This window comes from Micromonospora sp. NPDC005710 (assembly GCF_040630995.1).
In the GTDB taxonomy this organism is placed as follows: Bacteria; Actinomycetota; Actinomycetes; order Mycobacteriales; family Micromonosporaceae; genus Micromonospora.
The window spans coordinates 60,726-79,766 of record NZ_JBEXYP010000015.1; the positions used below are offsets into that span (position 1 = coordinate 60,726).

The following is a 19,041-nucleotide window of genomic DNA, read 5'->3' on the forward strand; positions in this document are numbered from 1 at the left end:
AGGTAGAGAGAGATGGCTCGTTACACCGGTGCTGACTGCCGCCGTTGCCGGCGGGAGAAGATGAAGCTGTTCCTCAAGGGCAGCAAGTGCGATGGTCCGAAGTGCCCGTTCGAGTCCCGGCCGTTCCCGCCCGGGCAGCACGGCCGCGGCCGCACCAAGGAGACGGAGTACCTGCTCCAGCTCCGTGAGAAGCAGAAGGCCCGCCGGGTTTACGGCGTGCTGGAGAAGCAGTTCCGCGGTTACTACGAGGAAGCCGTTGGCAAGCAGGCCAAGACCGGTGAGGTCCTCCTGCAGATCCTCGAGTCGCGGCTGGACAACGTCGTTTACCGGGCCGGCTACGCCCACTCGCGGGACATGGCCCGCCAGCTGGTCAAGCACGGTCACTTCACGGTGAACGGCAAGAAGGTCGACATCCCGTCGTACCGCGTCAAGGAGCACGACATCATCGAGGTTCGGGGCAAGAGCAAGGAGCTCACCCCGTTCATCGTCGCGCAGGCTCAGGCCGGCTCGCGGACGGTTCCGGCGTGGCTTGAGGCCATCCCGAGCCAGATGAAGGTGCTCGTGCACTCCCTCCCGGCCCGGCAGGTCATCGACACGCAGGTCCAGGAGCAGTTGATCGTCGAGCTCTACTCCAAGTAGTCCGAGCTCGGTTCGGTGGCCCGCCCCTCGGGGCGGGCCACCGGAACAGTTTGTGTCGTGGGCGTCAAATAGCGGGCGCCCCGGAAGAGAAGAGAAAAGATGCTCATCAGCCAGCGACCCTCCCTCTCCGAGGAGTCGATCAACGAGACCCGGTCGCGGTTCGCCATCGAGCCGCTGGAGCCGGGCTTCGGCTACACCCTGGGTAACTCGCTGCGGCGTACGCTGCTGTCGTCGATCCCGGGCGCTGCCGTCACCTCGATCAAGATCGACGGTGTGCTGCACGAGTTCACCACGATCCCCGGTGTCAAGGAGGACGTGGTCGAGCTCGTCATGAACATCAAGGAGCTGTGCGTCAGCTCCGAGCACGACGAGCCGGTCAGCATGTACCTGCGCAAGCAGGGCCCGGGCGACGTGACCGCGGGTGACATCCAGCCGCCGGCCGGCGTCTCGGTGCACAACCCGGATCTCAAGCTCGCCACCCTCAACGGCAAGGGCCGGCTCGACATGGAGCTGACCGTCGAGCGGGGCCGGGGCTACGTGACGGCGGCGCAGAACAAGCAGTCCGGCGCGGAGATCGGCCGGATCCCGGTCGACTCGATCTACTCGCCGGTGCTGAAGGTGACCTACCGCGTCGAGGCGACCCGTGTCGAGCAGCGCACCGACTTCGACCGGCTGATCATCGACGTCGAGACCAAGCCGTCGATGGGCCCGCGTACCGCGCTGGCCTCCGCCGGTTCGACGCTCGTCGAGCTGTTCGGGCTCGCCCGGGAGCTGGACGAGACCGCCGAGGGCATCGACATCGGGCCGTCCCCGCAGGACGCCCAGCTGGCGGCGGACCTTGCCCTGCCGATCGAGGAGCTGGACCTCACCGTCCGCTCCTACAACTGCCTCAAGCGCGAGGGCATCAACTCCGTTGGTGAGCTCATCGGGCGTACCGAGGCCGACCTCCTCGACATTCGCAACTTCGGTCAGAAGTCGATCGACGAGGTCAAGATGAAGCTCGCCGGGATGGGTCTCGGGCTGAAGGACTCGGCTCCGAACTTCGACCCGGCGCACGTCGTGGACACCTTCGGCGAGGCCGACTACGACACCGACGACTACCGCGAGACCGAGCAGCTCTAGTCCGCGCTGCCGCCACAACTGAGGAGCACCAAAAATGCCCACGCCCACCAAGGGCCCCCGCCTCGGCGGCAGCCCCTCGCACGAGCGGCTGATGCTCGCCAACCTGGCGACCGCGCTGTTCCAGCACGGCAAGATCCAGACCACCGAGACGAAGGCCCGGCGGCTGCGCCCGCTGGCCGAGCAGCTCATCACCAAGGCCAAGCGCGGTGACCTCGCCTCGCGGCGGCGGGTGCTGGGTGTCGTCAAGGACAAGGACGTCGTCTACGCCCTGTTCGACCAGATCGCGCCCCGGTACTCCAACCGCCCCGGCGGTTACACCCGGATCGTGAAGACCGGTCCGCGCAAGGGTGACAACGCGCCGATGGCCATCATCGAGCTGGTGGAGGCCCTTGAGGTCGCCGAGCCGAAGGTGAACAAGAAGACCGCCGCCCGCAAGGCAGCGCAGCAGGACAAGGTCGAGGCGCTCGCCCCGGCCGACGAGGCCCCGAAGTCGGCCCCGGCCGACCAGGACTCCGAGGCGCCGGTGTCGGCGTCCGGTGACACCGACGCCGCCCGCGAGGACAGCGACGAGGCCACCGAGAACAAGGCCTGATCCAGGGCATTGTCGGGCCCGGCACCCCCATCGGGGTGCCGGGCCCGACCCGTAACAGGAGGTACGAGGTGGACGAGCGGATCCGGCTGCGGCTGGACGTCTCGTACGACGGCACCGACTTTTCCGGCTGGGCAGCCCAGCCGACCCAGCGCACCGTCGCGGGGGTGCTCGTCGAGACCCTGGACCTGGTTCTCGGCGCCGGTACGTCCACCGGGCTGACGGTGGCCGGTCGAACCGACGCGGGGGTGCACGCCACGGGGCAGGTGTGCCACCTTGACCTGCCGGTGGACGTGTGGCGGGAGCACGAGGGGCGACTGCTGCGTCGGGTGGCCCGGTTGCTCCCCACCGACGTGCGCGTACGGGCGATGACCGAGGTGCCGGCCGACTTCGACGCCCGCTTCTCGGCCACCTTCCGGCGCTATGAGTACCGGGTCACCGATGCGCCCTTCGGCGCGGAGCCGCTGCGCCGGCACGAGGTGCTGGCCTGGCCGAAGCCGTTGGACCTGACCGCGCTGAACGCCGCCGCGAACGGGCTGGTGGGGGAGCACGACTTCGCCGCGTACTGCCGGCGCAAGGAGCACGCGACCACGGTGCGGGAGGTGACCCGGCTGGACTGGCGTCGTGACCCGGACGGCCTCCTTGTCGCCACCGTGCAGGCCGACGCGTTCTGCCAGGCGATGGTGCGCAGCCTGGTGGGGGCCATGCTGGTGGCCGGGGACGGCCGCCGCCCGGTCGAGTGGCCGGGCACTCTGCTCACCCACCGGGAGCGGTCCAGCGAGGTGACAGTGGCCCCCGCGCGTGGGCTGACCCTGGTCGCCGTGGGCTACCCGGCCGATCCGGCCGAGTACGCCCACCGCGCCACCCTCACCCGCCGGTTGCGGGTGCCGATCGAGGGGTGAACGCCGGCCGGGTCAGTCGCCCGGCAGGCCGCCCTGGTCGGCGTTGCTGCCGGTCGGGGCAGCCGTCGGTTGTCCGGCGGTGCCACCGTCGGCGCGGCTCTGCAGCACGCCCCGGCTGAGGTGCAGCTCGATCATGTCGAACAGGATCTCGCGGACCTTGGCGTCGCCCGCCTTGACCGCCGCGCCGTCCTTCCGGACCACGAGTGCGTAGGCCAGGTAGTGGCCCCGGACCTGCCAACCGACCCGCGCCGGGGCGTTGGACAGGACGTCGGTGCCCTCGTCGGCGGTGAGGCCACGGAAGCGGCCCTGCCGTTCGTCGAGCAGTTGCCGGAGCCGGTCGCGGACTCGTTCCGCGGTGACCTTGTCGGTGAGGTTGAACAGGCCGGCGGTGACCAGGTGGGTGCCGTCGGGTGTGCTGAGCGTGGCCCGGACGACCTGGTTGCAGCCGAGCCGGACCAGCAGGTCGGCCACCTCGTCGGTGGCGGCGACGGCACAGCTGCCGCTGGACTGGGTCTTGAGCACCTGGTAGCCCGGCTGGCCCTCGGTGAGCGTGAGTTCCTTGCCGGCGAAGAGTTCCTTGGCGGTGAGCGGGGCCTGGTCGGTGTCGCGGGAATCCAGGGCCAGCCGTTCCGGTGCTGCCGACGTCGGTGCCGCATTCGGCTGGAACGTCGGGTTGCCCTGCGGCTGCTCGTTGCGGTCGACGAGCAGCGCGGCGGCACCGAGGCCGCAGAGGGCGAGCAGCACCAGGACGGCTGCGCCGCCGATCAGTACCTGCCACATCCGGCCGCCGCCGCGCCGGGTCGACGGCTCCGCTGGTGTCGCCGAGGTGTAGATCTGGCTGCGGGGCGGGGCCGGCGGGATGTCGTCACGGGTCGGCGCGGGCTGCGGTGGTGCGGCCCGGGTCGGCGTGGGCTGCGACGAGGGCAGCGAGAGCTGGTTGGGCCGGGACAACGACGGCGTGGGGAAGCGCGACGGGGAGGGCCCGGCCGGCGGGGGTGGACCGGCGCCGAGCACCGACAGGTCGGACCCGGGCTCCGGGTACTCCTCGAAAGCGTCCTCATCGGACTGGTACCGATACACCATGACGCCCAGAGTAGGAGCCATTGTCCCTTTAGGGGGTAATATCGGGTAAATGTAGGTGCGGGCCGCGTCAGGTCCGCCCCGGACCGGTGCGAGAATCGCCGGGTGACCGGCGACCACTACTTCACCGCTCAGCCCACCAGCGACGCCCCGGCGCGCGCTGTCGAATTCTCCGTCGCCGACCGCGACTACCGGCTCACCTCGGCCGGCGGGGTGTTCTCCGCCAGCCGGCTCGACCCGGGCACCGCGGTGCTGCTCCGCAAGGCCGAGCTGCCCGCCGCCGACACCACCGGCGACCTCCTCGACCTCGGCTGCGGATTCGGGCCGATCAGCTGCGTGCTGGCCGACCTCGCCCCCAGCAGCACCGTCTGGGCCGTCGACGTCAACGCCCGGGCCCGCGAGCTGACCGCCGCCAACGCGGCCCGGATCGGCGCCGCCGACCGGGTCCGGGTCAGCGCCCCGGACGACGTCCCGGACGACGTCCGCTTCGCGCAGCTCTGGTCGAACCCGCCCATCCGGATCGGCAAGGACGGGCTGCACGACCTGCTGCTGCGCTGGCTGCCCCGACTCGCCCCGGACGGCGTCGGCTGGCTGGTCGTCGCCCGTCACCTCGGCGGCGACTCGCTGCAACGCTGGCTCACCGAGCAGAGCTGGCAGGTCGAGCGGCACGCCAGCCAGAAGGGCTTCCGGGTGCTGCGCGTCACCCGGTAATTGGATATGCCGCCGACCCGCACTGGGGCAGGATCCCCGCGTGGGATACGTGGACGTGGCAGCGGTAGGGCACATCCTGCCCGACGGTAGGGAACTCTTCGCCGACGTGTCGTTCCGGGTCGGGGAGGGCAGCAAGGTCGCCCTGGTCGGGCCGAACGGCGCGGGAAAGACCACACTGCTGAGGATGGTCGCCGGCGACCTCCCGGTGCGCAGCGGCGTCGTCGCGCGGGCCGGCGGGCTGGGCGTGATGCGCCAGTTCATCGGCATGATCGGCGACGAGTCGACCCTTGCCGACCTGGCGTTGTCGCTGGCCCCACCGGCACTGCGCGACGCCGGCCGGCGGCTCGGCGAGACCGAGGCGGCCATGCGGGCTGCCGAGGCCCACGGCAAGTTCAGCACCGCGGCGGGCAAGGCCCAGTTGGCGTACGCCGATGCGCTCGGCGCCTGGGGCGAGGCCGGCGGGTACGACGCCGAGGTGCTCTTCGACACCGTCGCGACGATAGTGCTCGGCCAGCCCTGGGACACCGTACGAAGCCGGCCGGTGCGTACCCTCTCCGGCGGCCAGCAGAAGCGCTTCGCCCTGGAGTTGCTGCTGCGCGGCCCGGACGAGGTGCTGCTGCTCGACGAACCTGACAACTTCCTCGACGTGCCCGGCAAGCGCTGGCTGGAGGCGCGACTGCGCGAGTCGACGAAGTCGGTGCTCTACGTCTCGCACGACCGTGAGCTGCTCGCCCAGAGCGCCGACCGGGTGGTCGCCGTCGAGGGTGGCAGCGCCTGGGTCCACCCGGGCGGCTTCGCCAGCTGGCACGAGGCTCGGGTGGCCCGGCACGCCCGCCTCGACGAGCTGCGCCGACGCTGGGACGAGGAGCACCAGAAGCTGCGTGAGCTGGTGCTGATGTACAAGCAGAAGGCCGCGTACAACGACGGGTTGGCCTCGCGTTACCAGGCCGCGCAGACCCGGTTGCGCAAGTTCGAGGAGGCCGGGCCGCCGCCCGTACCCCCGAAGGACCAGGACATCCGGATGCGCCTCAGCGGCGGACGGACCGGCAAGCGCGCGGTCGTCTGCGAGCAGTTGGAGCTGGACGGCCTGACGTTCCCCTTCGACCTGGAGATCTGGTACGGCGACCGGGTGGCGGTGCTCGGTGCCAACGGCACCGGCAAGTCGCACTTCCTGCGGTTGCTGGCCCGGGGCGGCACCGACCCGGACCCGGCGAACGGGCCGGTCGACGGTGCGGGCGCGCTCGCTCCGGTGACGCACGGCGGTGTGGCCCGCCTCGGTGCCCGGGTCCGACCCGGGCACTTCTCGCAGACCCACGACCGGCCGGAGCTGATGTCGAAGACGCTCGTCGAGATCCTCTGGCGGGGCGACGAGCACCGCACCGGAATGGACCGGCACGCGGCGATGGGGGTGCTCAGCCGCTACGAGCTGGCCGCGCAGGGGGACCAGCGCTTCGGCACGCTCTCCGGTGGGCAGCAGGCCCGGTTCCTGGTGCTGCTGCTGGAGTTGTCCGGTGCGACGCTGCTACTGCTCGACGAGCCCACCGACAACCTCGACCTGGCCAGCGCGGAAGCCCTCGAAGCGGGCCTGAACGCCTTCGCGGGGACGGTGATCGCTGTCACCCACGACCGCTGGTTCACCCGCTCCTTCGACCGGTTCGTGCTGTTCCGCGGTGACAGTGAGGTGGTGGAGACCCCGGAGCCGGTCTGGGATGTCGGGTGACGGGTCCCCAGCCGGCATAGGGTGGATCTCGTGACTGACATGACCTATCGCCGGCTGGGCGACTCCGGGCTCGTGGTGTCCGTTGTCGGCATCGGCTGCAACAACTTCGGCCGGAAGCTCGACCTGGACGGCACCCGCGCGGTGGTGGACGCGGCAGTGGACGCCGGAATCAACCTGTTCGACACGGCCGACATCTACGGCGAGCCGCAGGGCAGCTCCGAGGAACTGCTCGGGCAGGCGCTCAAGGGACGCCGGGACGACGTCGTGGTGGCCACCAAGTTCGGCATGGACATGTTCGGCCTCAACGGGCCGGACCACGGCGCGCGTGGTGCGCGGCGTTACATCGCCCGCGCGGTGGAGGCGTCGCTGCGCCGGCTCGGCACCGACCACATCGACCTGTACCAGATGCACGAGCCCGACCCGGGCACCCCGATCGACGAGACCCTCGCCGCCCTGGACGACCTGGTCCGCGACGGCAAGGTGCGCTACCTGGGCAACTCCAACTTCGCCGGCTGGCAGATCGCCGACGCGGATTGGGTGGCCTCGTCCAACGGCCGGTCCCGTTTCATCAGCGCGCAGAACCACTACAGCCTGGTGGAGCGCTCGGTGGAGGCCGAGGTGATTCCGGCGTGCGAGCGGTTCGGCCTCGGCATGCTGCCGTTCTTCCCGCTCGCCAACGGCCTGCTCACCGGCAAGTACAAGCGGGAGAGCCAGCCGCCCGCCGGCAGCCGGCTCTCCGGTGGTGGCCGGTACGCGGAGCGGCTCGCCGCAGCCGACTGGGACACCATCGAGGCGATCGAGACCTACGCCGCCGAGCGGGGTCTGACGATGCTCCAGGTGGCGATCGGCGGGCTGGCGGCCCAGCCGGCGGTGACCTCGGTGATCGCCGGTGCCACCACGCCCGAGCAGGTGCGTGCCAACGCCGCCGCCGGCACCTGGGAGCCCAGCGACGACGATCTGGCGGCGCTGCGCGCGATTCTCTGAGCGATGCGGAGCCGCGAGCCGCGCCCCGCACGCGGGGGCGCGTGCCGCGCCGTGCGCGGGGGCGCGTGCCGCGCCGTGCGCGGGGGCGCGTGCCGCGCGTGATCCACTCGCGTTCCTTGAAGTCGCGGTGATCTGTCGTGCCGGACACCCCGACTTCAAGGATGTCGAGTCGATCACCAGCCGGTGCAGATGACACCGGGCCGGGCCGCTCGTCGCGGCCCGGCCCGGTCGTGCACTGTTCGTCGATCAGTCGGTGCGGCGACGGCCGAACAGCATCGCCACTCCCATCGCCGCCGCGACGAGGACCAGGCCGGCCGCCGCGAACGGCCACCAGCCCGCGCCGCCGCCGTCCGTCGGCTTCGTCACCGCTACCGGCTCGGGCGCCGGCGGTGACTGTGCCGCCTTCGCCTGCACCGTCGCGCTGGCAGTGCTCAGCAGCGGAGCGGGGGAGTTCACAGTCACCTTCCACGTGCCGGTGGAGAGCACCGGGCCGCTGCTGTAGAAACCGTGCCCCTCGGGCTGCGGTTCCAACTGCACCGGCCCGACCTTCTGCCCGTCCGGCCCGGTGGCGGTGAGGACCAACCGCACCACCTGCTCCAGCCGGCGGCCGTCCGCGTAGCTGGCCTGAATGGTGACGCCCTGGGCCCCGTCGCCGGCGACAGCGAGCTTGAGCTTGTCGGCCTGAGCCGCCTGCGCGGCTTGCGCCGCCGCCGGGGCACCGGCGGACAGGGTCAGGGCCAGTCCGACGAGGACGGCGACCAACACCTTGCGGATACCCGTCACGGACATCCCCTCCCTACCGATGAGGGAGGCCCCTCCCCGACGCCGCAGCGCCGGGGAGGGGCCTCGTCGGATCAGAGCTGGCGACCGGGTGCCAGCCGGGTGGCGTCGCCACCGAGCCGCCCGGTGCCCTTGACCGAATCACCGTCGTTCGCCTTGACCCCGGCCTTGCTGGCCGCGCCGCCGAGCCGAACGATCATGGCGTCGGCGTCCCGGACCAGGACCGCCCGAACCTCCGCCTCGGGCACCAGTGTGGCGTCCGACGCGAGAGTCCGGAACGCGGTCAGCTGCCGGACGGCAGCCTTGTCGTCGCCGGCCGCCTCGGACGCGCGAACAGCGTCGAGCTTGTTCGACAGCTGCTTGTGCGCCTTGGTGGAGAGCCGCCCCGTCGCCTTGAACCGGTCCAGCAGACTCTGCACGTCCCGGAACGAGGTGGTGACGAAGAACCGAACCGTCGAGGTGGTCTTGTTGCCCGCCTTGTCGGTAGCGGTCACGGTCAGCTCGTGCAGGCCGAGTGACAGGTCGTACATGGCCTGCAGGGTGCCGCTGGTGTACGCCTGGCCGTCGAGCTGGCCGACCACGCTCGCGATGCCCGAGGTCGGGTCGACTGCCTGCCAGGACACCCGAACGTCCTGGCTGTCGCCGTAGAGCTGGCCGTCGGCGAGACCCGACACCAGCAGCGTCGGCTTGGTGCCGTCGATACGCAGCACCGCCGACTTCAGCGTCTCGACGTTGCCCGCCTTGTCCGTCGAGCGGAACAGCAGCTCGTGCTGCCCGTCACCGGTCACCTCGACAGCCGTCGAGTACGGCGTCCACGCGCCACCGTCGAGCGACCACTCCACCGTCTTGACACCGGAACCGGCGTCGGTAGCGGCCAGCACGACCGGGATGGTCCCGTTGTGCCAACCGGCGTCGTTCGCCGGAGCGAACGTCGCCGAGGTCACCGGCGCAGTGGCGTCGATCTTGACCGAGACGGTCTTGGTCGCCTCCACGTTGCCGGCCTTGTCGGTCGAGCGGAACCGGAGCTCGTGCTCGCCGTCCCCGCTGACCGCCACCGGAGCGGCGTACGCCGTCCAGGTCGTGGACCCGTCCAGCTGGTACTCGGTGCTGCCGAGGCCGCTACCGCCAGCCTCGTCGGCGCCGGTGAGCGTGATCGTCACCGGCTCGGTGTACCACCCGTCGGTCGGGGTGCCCGAAACCGCCGCCGTGGTCACCGGCGCGGTCTCGTCGGCCACCTCCGTGCTGAGCCGGAAGTAGTCGAACGAGGCGGTCTTCGACGCCGTCTGCGCGGCGCCGAGGGTGAACAGGCCCACCTTCGGGGTGGCCCCGACCGCGCTGTTGGTCAGCGTCGTCAACGCGGTCCAGGTCGTCCCGTCCGCCGAGTACGACGCGGTGAACGTGTCACCGGTACGGGCCAGTCGCAGGTGCCACACCGCCGAGGTCAGGTTGCCCGCCTCGGGCTGCGGGTTCTGGACCACCCCGGCGATCTCGCTGCGGAACTCGATCCGCCGCGTCACCGCCTGGCCGGCCTGGTTGTCCGCGATGAAGTCGAACTTGACGTAGTTGTCGTCGTCCGCCTGCACGATCAGACCGGCCTGCTGGTACTGCTCGTTCAGCAGGCTGCCGTCGACCTTCGTCTCCAGGGTCCAGTCGCCGGACGGCGCGGTCTGGAGGATGAAGTTCTTCGGCCCGGTGTTGTCGGTGCCGTAGATGTCACCGTTGGGCACGTCGATCCGCAGTGCGCCATCGGTGACCCGGTAACCGCTCGGGTCCTCCCGCGCGATGGCGTCCCACCGGCACTTGTCCAGCGTGCTGCCGGTGAACTCGTCCGACGGGTCGACCGGGCCAGCCGGGGCGTCCGGCGTGACCTGGAACGAGTCGAAGGCCGCGTCGACAACAGGTGCCTCGGTGCCACCGTTGAGGGCGAAGACCCCGATCCGCGGGTTGGTGATGCCGGCGAGCGCTGCCGCACGGCCGACCGGGGTGAAGGTCTGCCCGTCGCCCGAAGCGGACGCGGTCAGGTTCGTCCCGTCGCTGGTGATCCGCAGGTACACGGTGTCACCGGCAGGTGCGTTGGTGGCGTCGGCGGCCTCGTTGCGAGGAGTCGCCGCCGTCTCCCGGATGAACTCCACCCGACGGCTGCCGTTGTACAGCAGGTCCACCTTGGCGTAGTTGTCGTCGTCGCCGTACACCAGCAGGCCAGCCTGCTGGTAGTTGGCAGTCACCGGCAGAGTGACCTTCGTGGTGATCTCCCACGCGCCGGTCGGGGCCGCCTGGAGCACCAGGTTCGTGGCGTCGTTGCGTGCGCCGTAGAGGTCACCCACGCCGGTGGGCAGCCGGAGCGCGCCGCCACTGAGCGAGTAGAGCTGGTTCTCCCGGACCACGCTGGTCCAGCGGGCCTTGTCGAGGCTGTTGCCGTTGAAGTCGTCCGAACGCGCCCCGAAGCAGGACGTGTCCGGAGCGTCGACCCGCACCGGCACCGTGGCGTACGACTTGGCGCCCTTGCTGTCGGTCACCGTGAGGGTGGCCGTGAAGGTGCCCGCCGTGGTGTACGTGTGGCTGGCGTCCAGAGTGGTCGCCGTGCCGCCGTCACCGAAGTCCCAGGCGTACGTCAGCGGGGTGTCGCCCTCGGCGTCGGTGGCCGTGCCGTCGAAGGCGACGGTGACCGGTGCGGTGCCGGTGGCCGGGGTGGCAGTGGCACTGACCACCGGCGGCCCGTTCTCGGTGACACCGCGACCGACGAAGTCGATCCAGTTGACGTTGAACAGCGAACCGTTGCCGCCGTTCGGGTCACGGGCCAGGAAGTACAGCGAGCCGCTCGCGGCGCCGGTGACCGGTGCGCTCACGTCCGTGTACGTCTGCCACGCGCCGGTCGACGGCACGACGGCGGTGGCGACCACCGGCCCGTCGACCGCACCGGCGCGGACCTCGATCCGACCGCCGGCGGCGGCCGAGGCGGCCCGGAAGCGGATCTCGGTGATGTTGGTCAGGTTCGCCGGGGCGACCGACCACCAGTCACCGTCCTCGATGAACGCGATGCTCTGGCCGCCACCTGCGGTGTCGGCGCCGGCCTCGCGCTGCACGCCGGGGTCTCCACCGCCGGTGCTCACCGGAGCGCGCCCGGTGGCGGTGAAGTACTCGGCCTGCTTCTGCTTCGGCTGGAGAACCTCGATCTGCCGGCCGGTCAGGGCACCGGACCCGCCGGCACCACCCTCGTCGGTGTAGGTGGCCTCGAAGACCGCGAAGACGTTCGCCTCCGCGCCGTGCCCGGAGGCGAGCGACGTCTGGACGGTGCCGGTGCAGCCGGTGTGCTGCTCCAGCGGGTGGGCGTGCTCGTCGTGACCGAGCAGCACCTGGAGCTGCACCTTGTCACAGTCGATCTGCCCGTCCTCCGGGTCGGTCACCTTGATCGAGTAGCGGACCTGGTCGCCCCAGTTGAAGAAGCCGCCGTCCGGTGGGAACTCGATGGAGACCGTCGGAGCGGTGTTGCCCACTGTGACCGGCACGTTGGCCACCGCGGTCCGGCCCTTGGGGTTGGTGACGGTGAGCTGGGCGGTGTAGTTGCCCGCCGTGGCGTACGTGTGCGTCGGGTTGGCCTCGGTCGAGGTCTGCCCGTCGCCGAACGTCCAGGCGTAGGTGAGCGCGCCACCGTCCGGGTCCCGGGAACCGGCACTGGAGAAGGTGACAGTCAACGGCGCCGGACCCGAGGTCGGGTTGGCGGACGCCGCAGCGATGGGCGCGCGGTCACCGGCGGTGTAGTCGATCCGGTAGACACCGGAGTTGTCGTTGTTGCCGCCGAAGCCGCTGCCCCACTCGATCAGGTACAGCGCACCGTCCGGGCCGAACTCGAAGTCCATCGGCCGGATCATGCTCATGCCGGTGAGCAGCTGGTTGATGTCCACCAACGACTTGCCGTCGGGGGTCACCTGCATGGTGTACATCTTGTTCTGGTTCCACTCGCCGAGCAGAGCCTTGCCGTCGTAGTACGCCGGCCACTTGCGGTTCGAGTTCAGGTCGGCGTCGTAGCGGTAGACCGGGCCACCCATCGGGGCGCCACCGCCGCCGATCTCCGGGTAGCGCGCGTCACCGGCGTACCCGTAGTCGACGGTCGCCGGGACGACCGGCGGGAGGTTGGTCAGGCCGGTGTTGTTCGGCGAGTTGTTCACCGGCGCGGCGCAGTCGAACTTCGCGCCGCTCGGGCCGGACGGGAACGTGTAGTCGTTGTACGCCTCGTTCGTGCCCGTGCAGTACGGCCAGCCGTAGTTGCCCGGCGTGACGATGTTCCACTCGACCAGGCCGCGGGGGCCCCGGTTCGGGTTGTCGGTGTTGGCGTCCGGCCCGTAGTCGCCGACGTACAGCGTGTTGGTCTTCGGGTCGGTGCCGATCCGGAACGGGTTGCGGAAGCCCATCGCGTAGATCTCGGGACGGGTCTTCTCGGTGCCCGCCGGGAAGAGGTTGCCGGTTGGAACCGTGTAGGTCCCGTCGTCCTCCGGGTGGATCCGGATCACCTTGCCGCGCAGGTCGTTCGTGTTGGCGGAGGTGCGCTGCGAGTCGTAGTCCTGGCGGCCCGCCCGCTCGTCGAGCGGCGAGTACGAGTTCGACTCGAACGGGTTGGTGTTGTCACCGGTGGCCAGGTACAGGTTGCCGTCGCCGTCGAAGGTCATGCTGCCGCCGGCGTGGCAACAGGTGTTGCGCTGGGTGTCGACCCGCAGCACCTGCTTCTCGCTGGCCAGGCTGATGGTGTCGCCGGTGACCGTGAAGCGGGACAGCAGGTTGCGGGTGACCCCGTCGTTCGGAGCGTAGTACAGGTACACCCAGTTGTTCGTGGCGAAGTCCGGGTCGAGCCGGATGCCGATGAGGCCGTCCTCGTTACCGGTGAAGACGTCCAGGTCGACGGCGGTGACGGTGTTGCCGGTGTCCGGCTTCACGATCTGCACGCGCCCGTCGCGCTCGATGTAGAAGACCCGCCCGTCGGGGGCGATGTCCAACTCCATCGGGTTGCTGGTGTTGCTGTCCAGCGTGACCTTCTCGAAGTTGGAGGTCTTCGAGGCGCCACAGTCGGCGTTCTCGACACCGGCCGCGGTCCGGATGCCGCCGAGCAGGTGGGAGAGGAAGCCGGGCTCGGCGTACGACTCCCGGGTGTGCCCGAGGCCCGTGTACCAGGACCGACCACCGTCGTAGTCCTGGCACCAGGCGACCGGGTGGTCGGCGCCCATCGCGCCGGCGCCGGGGGTGTAGCTCTTCTCGTCCAGGCTGGCCAGCACGTGCACGTCCGGCCGGGGGTTGGTCTGGTAGTTGTACCACTCGTCGAACCGGGACCAGCGGTCCGGCAGTTCGGCGGTGGACGGGTGGGCGTGATCCTCCACCTTGACGGTGGCGGTCTGGTTCTGCGGGTGGTTGGCGAAGTACGCGCCGACCAGGTCGCCGTACCAGGCCCAGCTGTACTCGGTGTCCGACGCGGCGTGGATGCCGACGTAACCGCCGCCGGCCTTCACGTAGCGCTCGAACGCCGCCTGCTGGTCGGCGTTGAGCACGTCACCGGTGGTGGAGAGCCAGATCACCGCCTTGTACTTCGCCAGGTTGGCGTCGTTGAACGCGGCGCCGTCCTCGCTGTTGTCCACTGTGAATCCGTTGTCGACGCCGAGCTGCTGGATGGCGGCGATGCCGGTGGGGATGGAGTCGTGCCGGAAGCCGGCGGTCTTGGAGAAGATCAGGACGGAGAAGGGATCGGCCGCGGCCTTTGGCGCCTTCGGCGCCACCTGGCTGACCGGGGCTGCGGCTTTCGCATCCCGTGGGGGCACCTGGGCGGCCGCCTGCGCGGGCGCGCCGAACAGGGTGGTCGAGGCCATGGCCAGGGAGATCAGGGTTGCGGTGATGGGTACGCGGGCACGACGAGAACGGGACACGCCGCCTCCTGTGTCGTAGTGACAGGGCTCGCGGGAGTCGGCACGCCGAAGGCCGTCCCTGATGGAGTCGGTGGTCACACCGTGCCAAGGTGCCCCCGCCGACATTTTGTCGAATCGCTGAACAAATTAATTCGGGTGGTTCGATGTCGGGCAAGATGCGGGCGGGTAACGGTTCTGCAACGGCAGGCGACATTCCGAACAGGACCGCATGAAGTGCCCCATGGATCTTGATCGTTCTCGCCCGGTCCGGCCCGCCGACCGTCGTCGACCCCGCGCCTTGGCAGTCCGACGAATCTGTCGTACGGTGACACGCAAGTAACCCACGGGAGCCCGGTGTACCGGGCTGAGAGGGGGGCTGACAGCCCCCGACCGTCGAACCTGATCCGGATAATGCCGGCGCAGGGAGGAGCGTTGCCGTGCCGTCCCTGGGGCGATTGCATCTCGTCACCGACACCCGACCCGGTCGTGACCCACTCGCCGTGGTTCACGCCGCCCTCACCGTGGCCCACGCCGACCTGGTGGTGCAGGTTCGGGTAGAGGATTCCGCCACCGACCGTGAGGCGTACGACCTGACCCGGCGGGTGCTGGCGCTCTGCACGCCGTACGGCGTGACCTGCCTGGTCAACGACCGGTTGCACGTCGCGCTCGCGGCGGGGGCAGCCGGTGGGCACGTCGGCGCCGACGACCTGCCGGTCGACGCCGCCCGCCGGGTGCTCGGCCCCACCGGCGTGCTGGGCGCCACCGCCCGCGCCCCCGGCCCGGCACGCGAGGCCGTCGCTGCGGGAGCCAGCTACCTCGGCGTCGGCCCGTGCCACGCCACGAGCACCAAGTCCGGCCTACCGGACCCCATCGGCCCTGCCGGCGTACGCGCCGTCGTCGACGCCGTCGACGTCCCGGTCGTCGCGATCGGTGGCGTGACCGCCGCCCGGGTGCCGGCGCTACGAGCCGCCGGGGCGTACGGGGTGGCGGTGGTCGGTGCCGTCTCCTCCGCCGCCGACCCGGCACGGGCGACAGCCGAGCTGATCGAGGCCCTGACGTGCTGAGCGGCCGGTCCCCGTCACCGCCGTCGAGCGACCGGGCCCGGCCGGACGTGGCAGTGGTGGGGGCGGGACCCATCGGCCTCGCGATCGCCTGGCGCTGCGCCGCGCGAGGGCTGCTGGTGCAGGTGCACGATCAGGCACCCGGCTCCGGGGCGTCGGCGGTCGCCGCCGGCATGCTCTCCCCGGTCGCCGAGGCGTACTTCGGGGAGCGGGAGCTGACCGGGTTGCTGCTCGCGTCCGCCGCCCGCTGGCCGGCGTTCGCCGCCGAGCTGAGCGAGACGACCGGAGTCGAGATCGGCTACCGGACCGAGGGCACCCTGATGGTCGGGCTCACCGGCGACGACCTGGCCGAGGCGCGGCGGCTGTGGGCGTACCAGCAGGGGTTGGGTCTGCCCGTGACGCCGCTGCGCCCCAGCGAGCTGCGCGACAGCGAACCGGCGCTCGCCCCACGGGTGCGCGGCGGCGCGTTCGCACCCACCGACCACCAGGTCGACCCCCGATTGCTGGTGCCGGCGCTGCGTACTGCCGCGCAGCGGGCCGGCGCGGTGCTCGTGCCCCAGCCGGTGAGCCGTCTGTCCGACGTGGACGCCGGGGTCACCGTGGTCGCCGCCGGTTGCGGGTCCGCCGCGCTCACCGGCCTGCCCGTGCGGCCGGTGAAGGGCCAGATCCTCCGGCTCCGCGCGCCCGACGGCGTCGCGCCGGGCTTCCGGCACGTGATCCGGGGGTACGCCGACGGCGAGCACGTCTACCTGGTGCCCCGCACCGACGGCGAGGTGGTGCTCGGCGCGACAGTCGAGGAGCGCGCGGACACCACAGTCACCGCCGGTGCCGTGCACCGTCTGCTGCGCGCCGGGATCGACCTGCTGCCCGAGTTGGCGGAGTACGACCTGGTCGAGGCGATCGCCGGGTCACGCCCCGGCACGCCGGACAACGCGCCGATCCTCGGGCCGCTGCCCGACCGGCCGGGCGTCCTGGCCGCCACCGGACACCACCGGCACGGCATCGTGCTCACCCCGATCACCGCCGACCTGATCGCCGATCTGGTGCTCGGCGGCGTACCCGATCCGCTGCTCGCGCCCTTTCGCGCCGACCGCTTCGACGGTGCCGGGCGGGCTGAACCGACAACGGAGGGCAAGCTGTGGAGTTGACTGTGAACGGGGCCGGGCGCAGCGTCGCCGCCGGCGCGTCAGTGGCGGACCTGGTCCACGACCTGGTGCCGCACCCCCGAGGGGTGGCGGTAGCGGTCAACGGCGAAGTGGTGCCCCGAACCGGCTGGCCGGCCCGGGCACTGCACGACGGCGACCGGGTCGAGGTGCTCACCGCGGCCCAGGGCGGGTGAGCGGCGTGCCGTTCGAGCTGGGTGGGCAGACCTTCACGTCACGACTGATCCTCGGCACCGGCGGTGCCGCGAACCTGCACGTGCTGGAGCAGGCGATCCGGGCGTCCGGAACCGAGCTGGTCACACTGGCGCTGCGCCGCGTGGGTACGGCAGCCGGCTCGGCCGGTGGCCTGCTGGAGCTGCTGGACCGGTGCGGGGTACGCCTGCTGCCGAACACCGCCGGCTGCCACACCGCCACCGAGGCGGTGACTGTGGCCCGGCTGGCCCGGGACGCGTTCGACACCGACTGGGTCAAACTGGAGGTGATCGGCGACGAGCGGACCCTCCTGCCCGACGGGGTGGAGTTGCTCCGCGCCGCCGAGGAGTTGGTCGCCGAAGGCTTCACAGTGCTGCCGTACACGAGCGACGACCCGGTCCTCGCCCGTCGCCTCGCCGACGTGGGCTGCGCCGCGGTGATGCCGGCCGGCTCGCCGATCGGTTCGGGGCTCGGCATCGGCAACCCGCACCACATCCGGCTCATCCGGCAGGGCGTGGACGTGCCGGTGATCCTCGACGCCGGCATCGGCACCGCGTCCGACGCGGCGCTCGCCATGGAGCTGGGCTGTGACGGGGTGCTGCTGGCGAGCGCTGTCACCCGGGCGGCCGACCCGGTGGCGATGGCCACCGCGATGCGGTACGCGGTCGAGGCCGGCCGGCTGGCGGCCGGCGCGGGCCGCATCGCCCGCCGCTTCCACGCGCTGGCCTCCACCCCCGACGAGGGACGGCCCGACCTGTGACCGGGCCGTCGGGGGTTGTCGTTCTCACCGACCGGCTGGTCGCGCCGGGCGGGCTGGAGCGGGTTGTCGCGGCAGCCGTGGCCGGGGGAGTGCGCTGGGTGGTGCTGCGGGAGAAGGACCTGCCCCGCGCCGAACGCGCCGCCCTCGCCGCCGACCTGCGCGCGATCCTCGCCGACGTCGGCGGAACCCTCGTCGTGGCCGGCCCCGACCCGCTCGGCGGCGACGCCGTGCACCTGCCCGCCGCCGGCCCGTACCCGCCGCCGACCCACGGTCTGGTCGGCCGATCCTGCCACGACCACACCGAGCTGAACCGCCTGACCACCGAGCACTACGCCACCGTCTCCCCGGTCTGGCCGACCAAGTCGAAACCGGGTTACGGCCCACCCCTGGGCGTGGACGGCCTGCGAAAGCTTGTCGACGTCAGCCCCGTACCGCTGCTGGCCCTCGGGGGAGTCGAGACACCAGACCAGGTAACCGCCTGCATCGAGGCCGGAGCATCCGGAGTGGCGGTGCTGGGCGTACTGATGCGAGCCCAAGACCCGGCCGAGACAGCCGCGATTCTGAACAGCGCCTATGTCGAGGCGGTCACCCCTGTGCTTACCCAAACCCGGCGCGGGGTCACCCAGGTCTCCACGGCAGCCCGAAACCGTAACCAAGGACGAACAATGACCCCGCGAACACTACTGACGATCGCCGGCTCGGACTCCGGTGGCGGCGCAGGCATCCAGGCCGACCTCAAGGTCTTCGCCGCGTTGGGCGCGTACGGCACGAGCGTCCTCACAGCGGTCACCGCGCAGAACACCACTGGTGTCGACGCCGTCCTGCCGCTGCCCCCGCGCACTGTCACCGACCAGTTGGACAGCGTGCTCGGCGACTTCACCGTCTGCGCGGTGAAGACGGGAATGCTCGGCACCCCGGCGATCGCCGACGTGGTGGCCGAGGCGGCCCGGGACGGTCGGCTGCCCCACCTCGTCGTCGACCCGGTACTGGTCGCCACGAGTGGTCACCGGCTCGGCGTGGTGGGTGCGGTGGAGCGGCTGCTGCCGTACGCCACTGTGGCGACCCCGAACTGCGCGGAGGCCGCGGCGATCACCGGACGCCCTGTCGACGACGTGGCCGCGATGGTCGTGGCCGCCGAGGCCCTGGCGGCCGGTGGCCCGGAGTACGTGGTGGTCACCGGCGGTGACCTGGACGGGGGCGAGGCTGTCGACGTGCTGCACGGCGGCGGCGTCACCACAGTGTTGCGCGGACCCCGGGTGACCACCAGGCACACCCACGGCACCGGGTGTTCGTTCTCGGCGGCGATCGCGGTGCGGCTCGGCCTGGGCGATTCGGTGCCGGCAGCCGTGGGGGCCGCCAAGGAGTACGTGCTCCGTGCGCTCACCGGCGCTCGGGGCTGGGAGCTGGGCGCGGGACGCGGACCGCTCGACCACTTCGGCTGGTCCGCTTGATC

General features: G+C 71.3%; 15 protein-coding genes, 1 pseudogene and 1 riboswitch. Of the genes and pseudogenes, 13 read left to right on the forward strand and 3 right to left on the reverse strand.

Annotated features, from left to right (window positions below; genetic code table 11):
* The first annotated feature begins 12 nt into the window (after window positions 1-12).
* The 4 genes from rpsD to truA all read left to right on the forward strand — a co-directional run bounded on the left by rpsD (window position 13) and on the right by truA (window position 3,252).
* Complete coding sequence (gene rpsD, locus ABZ406_RS20830) at window positions 13-639, forward strand: 30S ribosomal protein S4 (RefSeq protein ID WP_238679500.1); 627 nt, start codon at window positions 13-15, stop codon at window positions 637-639.
* Window positions 640-738: 99 nt separating this feature from the next.
* The gene (locus tag ABZ406_RS20835; RefSeq protein ID WP_007465227.1) at window positions 739-1,761 is read left to right on the forward strand and encodes a DNA-directed RNA polymerase subunit alpha; all 1,023 of its coding nucleotides are present in this window, start codon (window positions 739-741) and stop codon (window positions 1,759-1,761) included.
* A 34-nt stretch (window positions 1,762-1,795) separates the two neighbouring features.
* A complete protein-coding gene (gene rplQ, locus ABZ406_RS20840; protein ID WP_357354990.1) occupies window positions 1,796-2,353 on the forward strand; it encodes a 50S ribosomal protein L17 in 558 nt (185 codons plus the stop codon).
* A gap of 68 nt (window positions 2,354-2,421) precedes the next feature.
* On the forward strand, window positions 2,422-3,252 hold the full coding sequence (truA, locus tag ABZ406_RS20845; protein ID WP_357763967.1) for a tRNA pseudouridine(38-40) synthase TruA: 831 nt from the start codon (window positions 2,422-2,424) through the stop codon (window positions 3,250-3,252).
* Window positions 3,253-3,264: 12 nt separating this feature from the next.
* Here the strand turns inward: truA and ABZ406_RS20850 are convergent, their stop codons facing one another.
* A complete protein-coding gene (locus ABZ406_RS20850) occupies window positions 3,265-4,335 on the reverse strand; it encodes a hypothetical protein (RefSeq protein ID WP_357763970.1) in 1,071 nt (356 codons plus the stop codon).
* 102 nt (window positions 4,336-4,437) lie between these two features.
* On the opposite strand from ABZ406_RS20850, the gene ABZ406_RS20855 reads away from it, so the two are divergent.
* The 3 genes from ABZ406_RS20855 to ABZ406_RS20865 are packed head-to-tail and all read left to right on the forward strand — an operon-like array spanning window position 4,438 to window position 7,747.
* A complete protein-coding gene (locus ABZ406_RS20855) occupies window positions 4,438-5,043 on the forward strand; it encodes a methyltransferase (protein WP_357763973.1) in 606 nt (201 codons plus the stop codon).
* A gap of 40 nt (window positions 5,044-5,083) precedes the next feature.
* Complete coding sequence (locus tag ABZ406_RS20860; protein ID WP_357763976.1) at window positions 5,084-6,763, forward strand: ATP-binding cassette domain-containing protein; 1,680 nt, start codon at window positions 5,084-5,086, stop codon at window positions 6,761-6,763.
* A gap of 21 nt (window positions 6,764-6,784) precedes the next feature.
* Complete coding sequence (locus ABZ406_RS20865; protein WP_357763979.1) at window positions 6,785-7,747, forward strand: aldo/keto reductase; 963 nt, start codon at window positions 6,785-6,787, stop codon at window positions 7,745-7,747.
* Between the two features lie 246 nt (window positions 7,748-7,993).
* Here ABZ406_RS20865 and ABZ406_RS20870 read toward each other — a convergent pair whose 3' ends face one another.
* Together ABZ406_RS20870 and ABZ406_RS20875 are read right to left on the reverse strand one after the other, a co-directional pair.
* Window positions 7,994-8,530 carry a hypothetical protein gene (locus ABZ406_RS20870; protein WP_357763982.1) on the reverse strand — a complete coding sequence of 179 codons (537 nt, stop codon included), beginning with the start codon at window positions 8,528-8,530 and terminating at the stop codon, window positions 7,994-7,996.
* A 71-nt stretch (window positions 8,531-8,601) separates the two neighbouring features.
* The gene (locus ABZ406_RS20875; protein ID WP_357763985.1) at window positions 8,602-14,433 is read right to left on the reverse strand and encodes a ThuA domain-containing protein; all 5,832 of its coding nucleotides are present in this window, start codon (window positions 14,431-14,433) and stop codon (window positions 8,602-8,604) included.
* Window positions 14,434-14,745: 312 nt separating this feature from the next.
* Window positions 14,746-14,855: riboswitch (TPP riboswitch) on the forward strand.
* Between ABZ406_RS20875 and thiE the strand changes: the two genes are divergently transcribed.
* The 6 genes and pseudogenes from thiE (at window position 14,850) to thiD (ending at window position 19,039) form a co-directional block, all read left to right on the forward strand.
* Window positions 14,850-15,476 (forward strand): thiamine phosphate synthase, encoded by a 627-nt coding sequence (thiE, locus tag ABZ406_RS20880; protein WP_357763988.1) that lies wholly within the window; start codon window positions 14,850-14,852, stop codon window positions 15,474-15,476. (Overlaps the previous riboswitch by 6 nt.)
* Window positions 15,473-16,621, forward strand: coding sequence for a glycine oxidase ThiO (gene thiO, locus ABZ406_RS20885; RefSeq protein ID WP_357764235.1), 1,149 nt, complete (start codon window positions 15,473-15,475; stop codon window positions 16,619-16,621). Before thiE ends, thiO begins: the two co-directional genes overlap by 4 nt.
* Window positions 16,612-16,812 (forward strand): sulfur carrier protein ThiS, encoded by a 201-nt coding sequence (thiS, locus tag ABZ406_RS20890; RefSeq protein ID WP_357763991.1) that lies wholly within the window; start codon window positions 16,612-16,614, stop codon window positions 16,810-16,812. Before thiO ends, thiS begins: the two co-directional genes overlap by 10 nt.
* Window positions 16,809-17,588 (forward strand): thiazole synthase, encoded by a 780-nt coding sequence (locus ABZ406_RS20895; protein ID WP_357763994.1) that lies wholly within the window; start codon window positions 16,809-16,811, stop codon window positions 17,586-17,588. The genes thiS and ABZ406_RS20895 overlap by 4 nt, the downstream gene beginning before the upstream one ends.
* A pseudogene (locus ABZ406_RS20900) lies at window positions 17,585-18,130 on the forward strand (thiamine phosphate synthase); the annotation flags it as partial. The gene ABZ406_RS20895 and the pseudogene ABZ406_RS20900, both read left to right, overlap by 4 nt.
* 123 nt (window positions 18,131-18,253) lie before the next feature.
* Window positions 18,254-19,039, forward strand: coding sequence for a bifunctional hydroxymethylpyrimidine kinase/phosphomethylpyrimidine kinase (gene thiD, locus ABZ406_RS20905; RefSeq protein ID WP_357764237.1), 786 nt, complete (start codon window positions 18,254-18,256; stop codon window positions 19,037-19,039).
* Window positions 19,040-19,041 lie beyond the last annotated feature (2 nt).

Excerpts from the sequence above, each read along its gene's own strand:
- rpsD (WP_238679500.1), top strand. The coding sequence starts at position 13 with ATGGCTCGTTACACCGGTGCTGACTGCCGCCGTTGCCGGCGGGAGAAG.
- ABZ406_RS20835 (WP_007465227.1), top strand. The coding sequence starts at position 739 with ATGCTCATCAGCCAGCGACCCTCCCTCTCCGAGGAGTCGATCAACGAG.
- rplQ (WP_357354990.1), top strand. The coding sequence starts at position 1,796 with ATGCCCACGCCCACCAAGGGCCCCCGCCTCGGCGGCAGCCCCTCGCAC.
- ABZ406_RS20850 (WP_357763970.1), bottom strand. The coding sequence starts at position 4,335 with ATGGTGTATCGGTACCAGTCCGATGAGGACGCTTTCGAGGAGTACCCG.
- thiD (WP_357764237.1), top strand. The coding sequence starts at position 18,254 with ATGACCCCGCGAACACTACTGACGATCGCCGGCTCGGACTCCGGTGGC.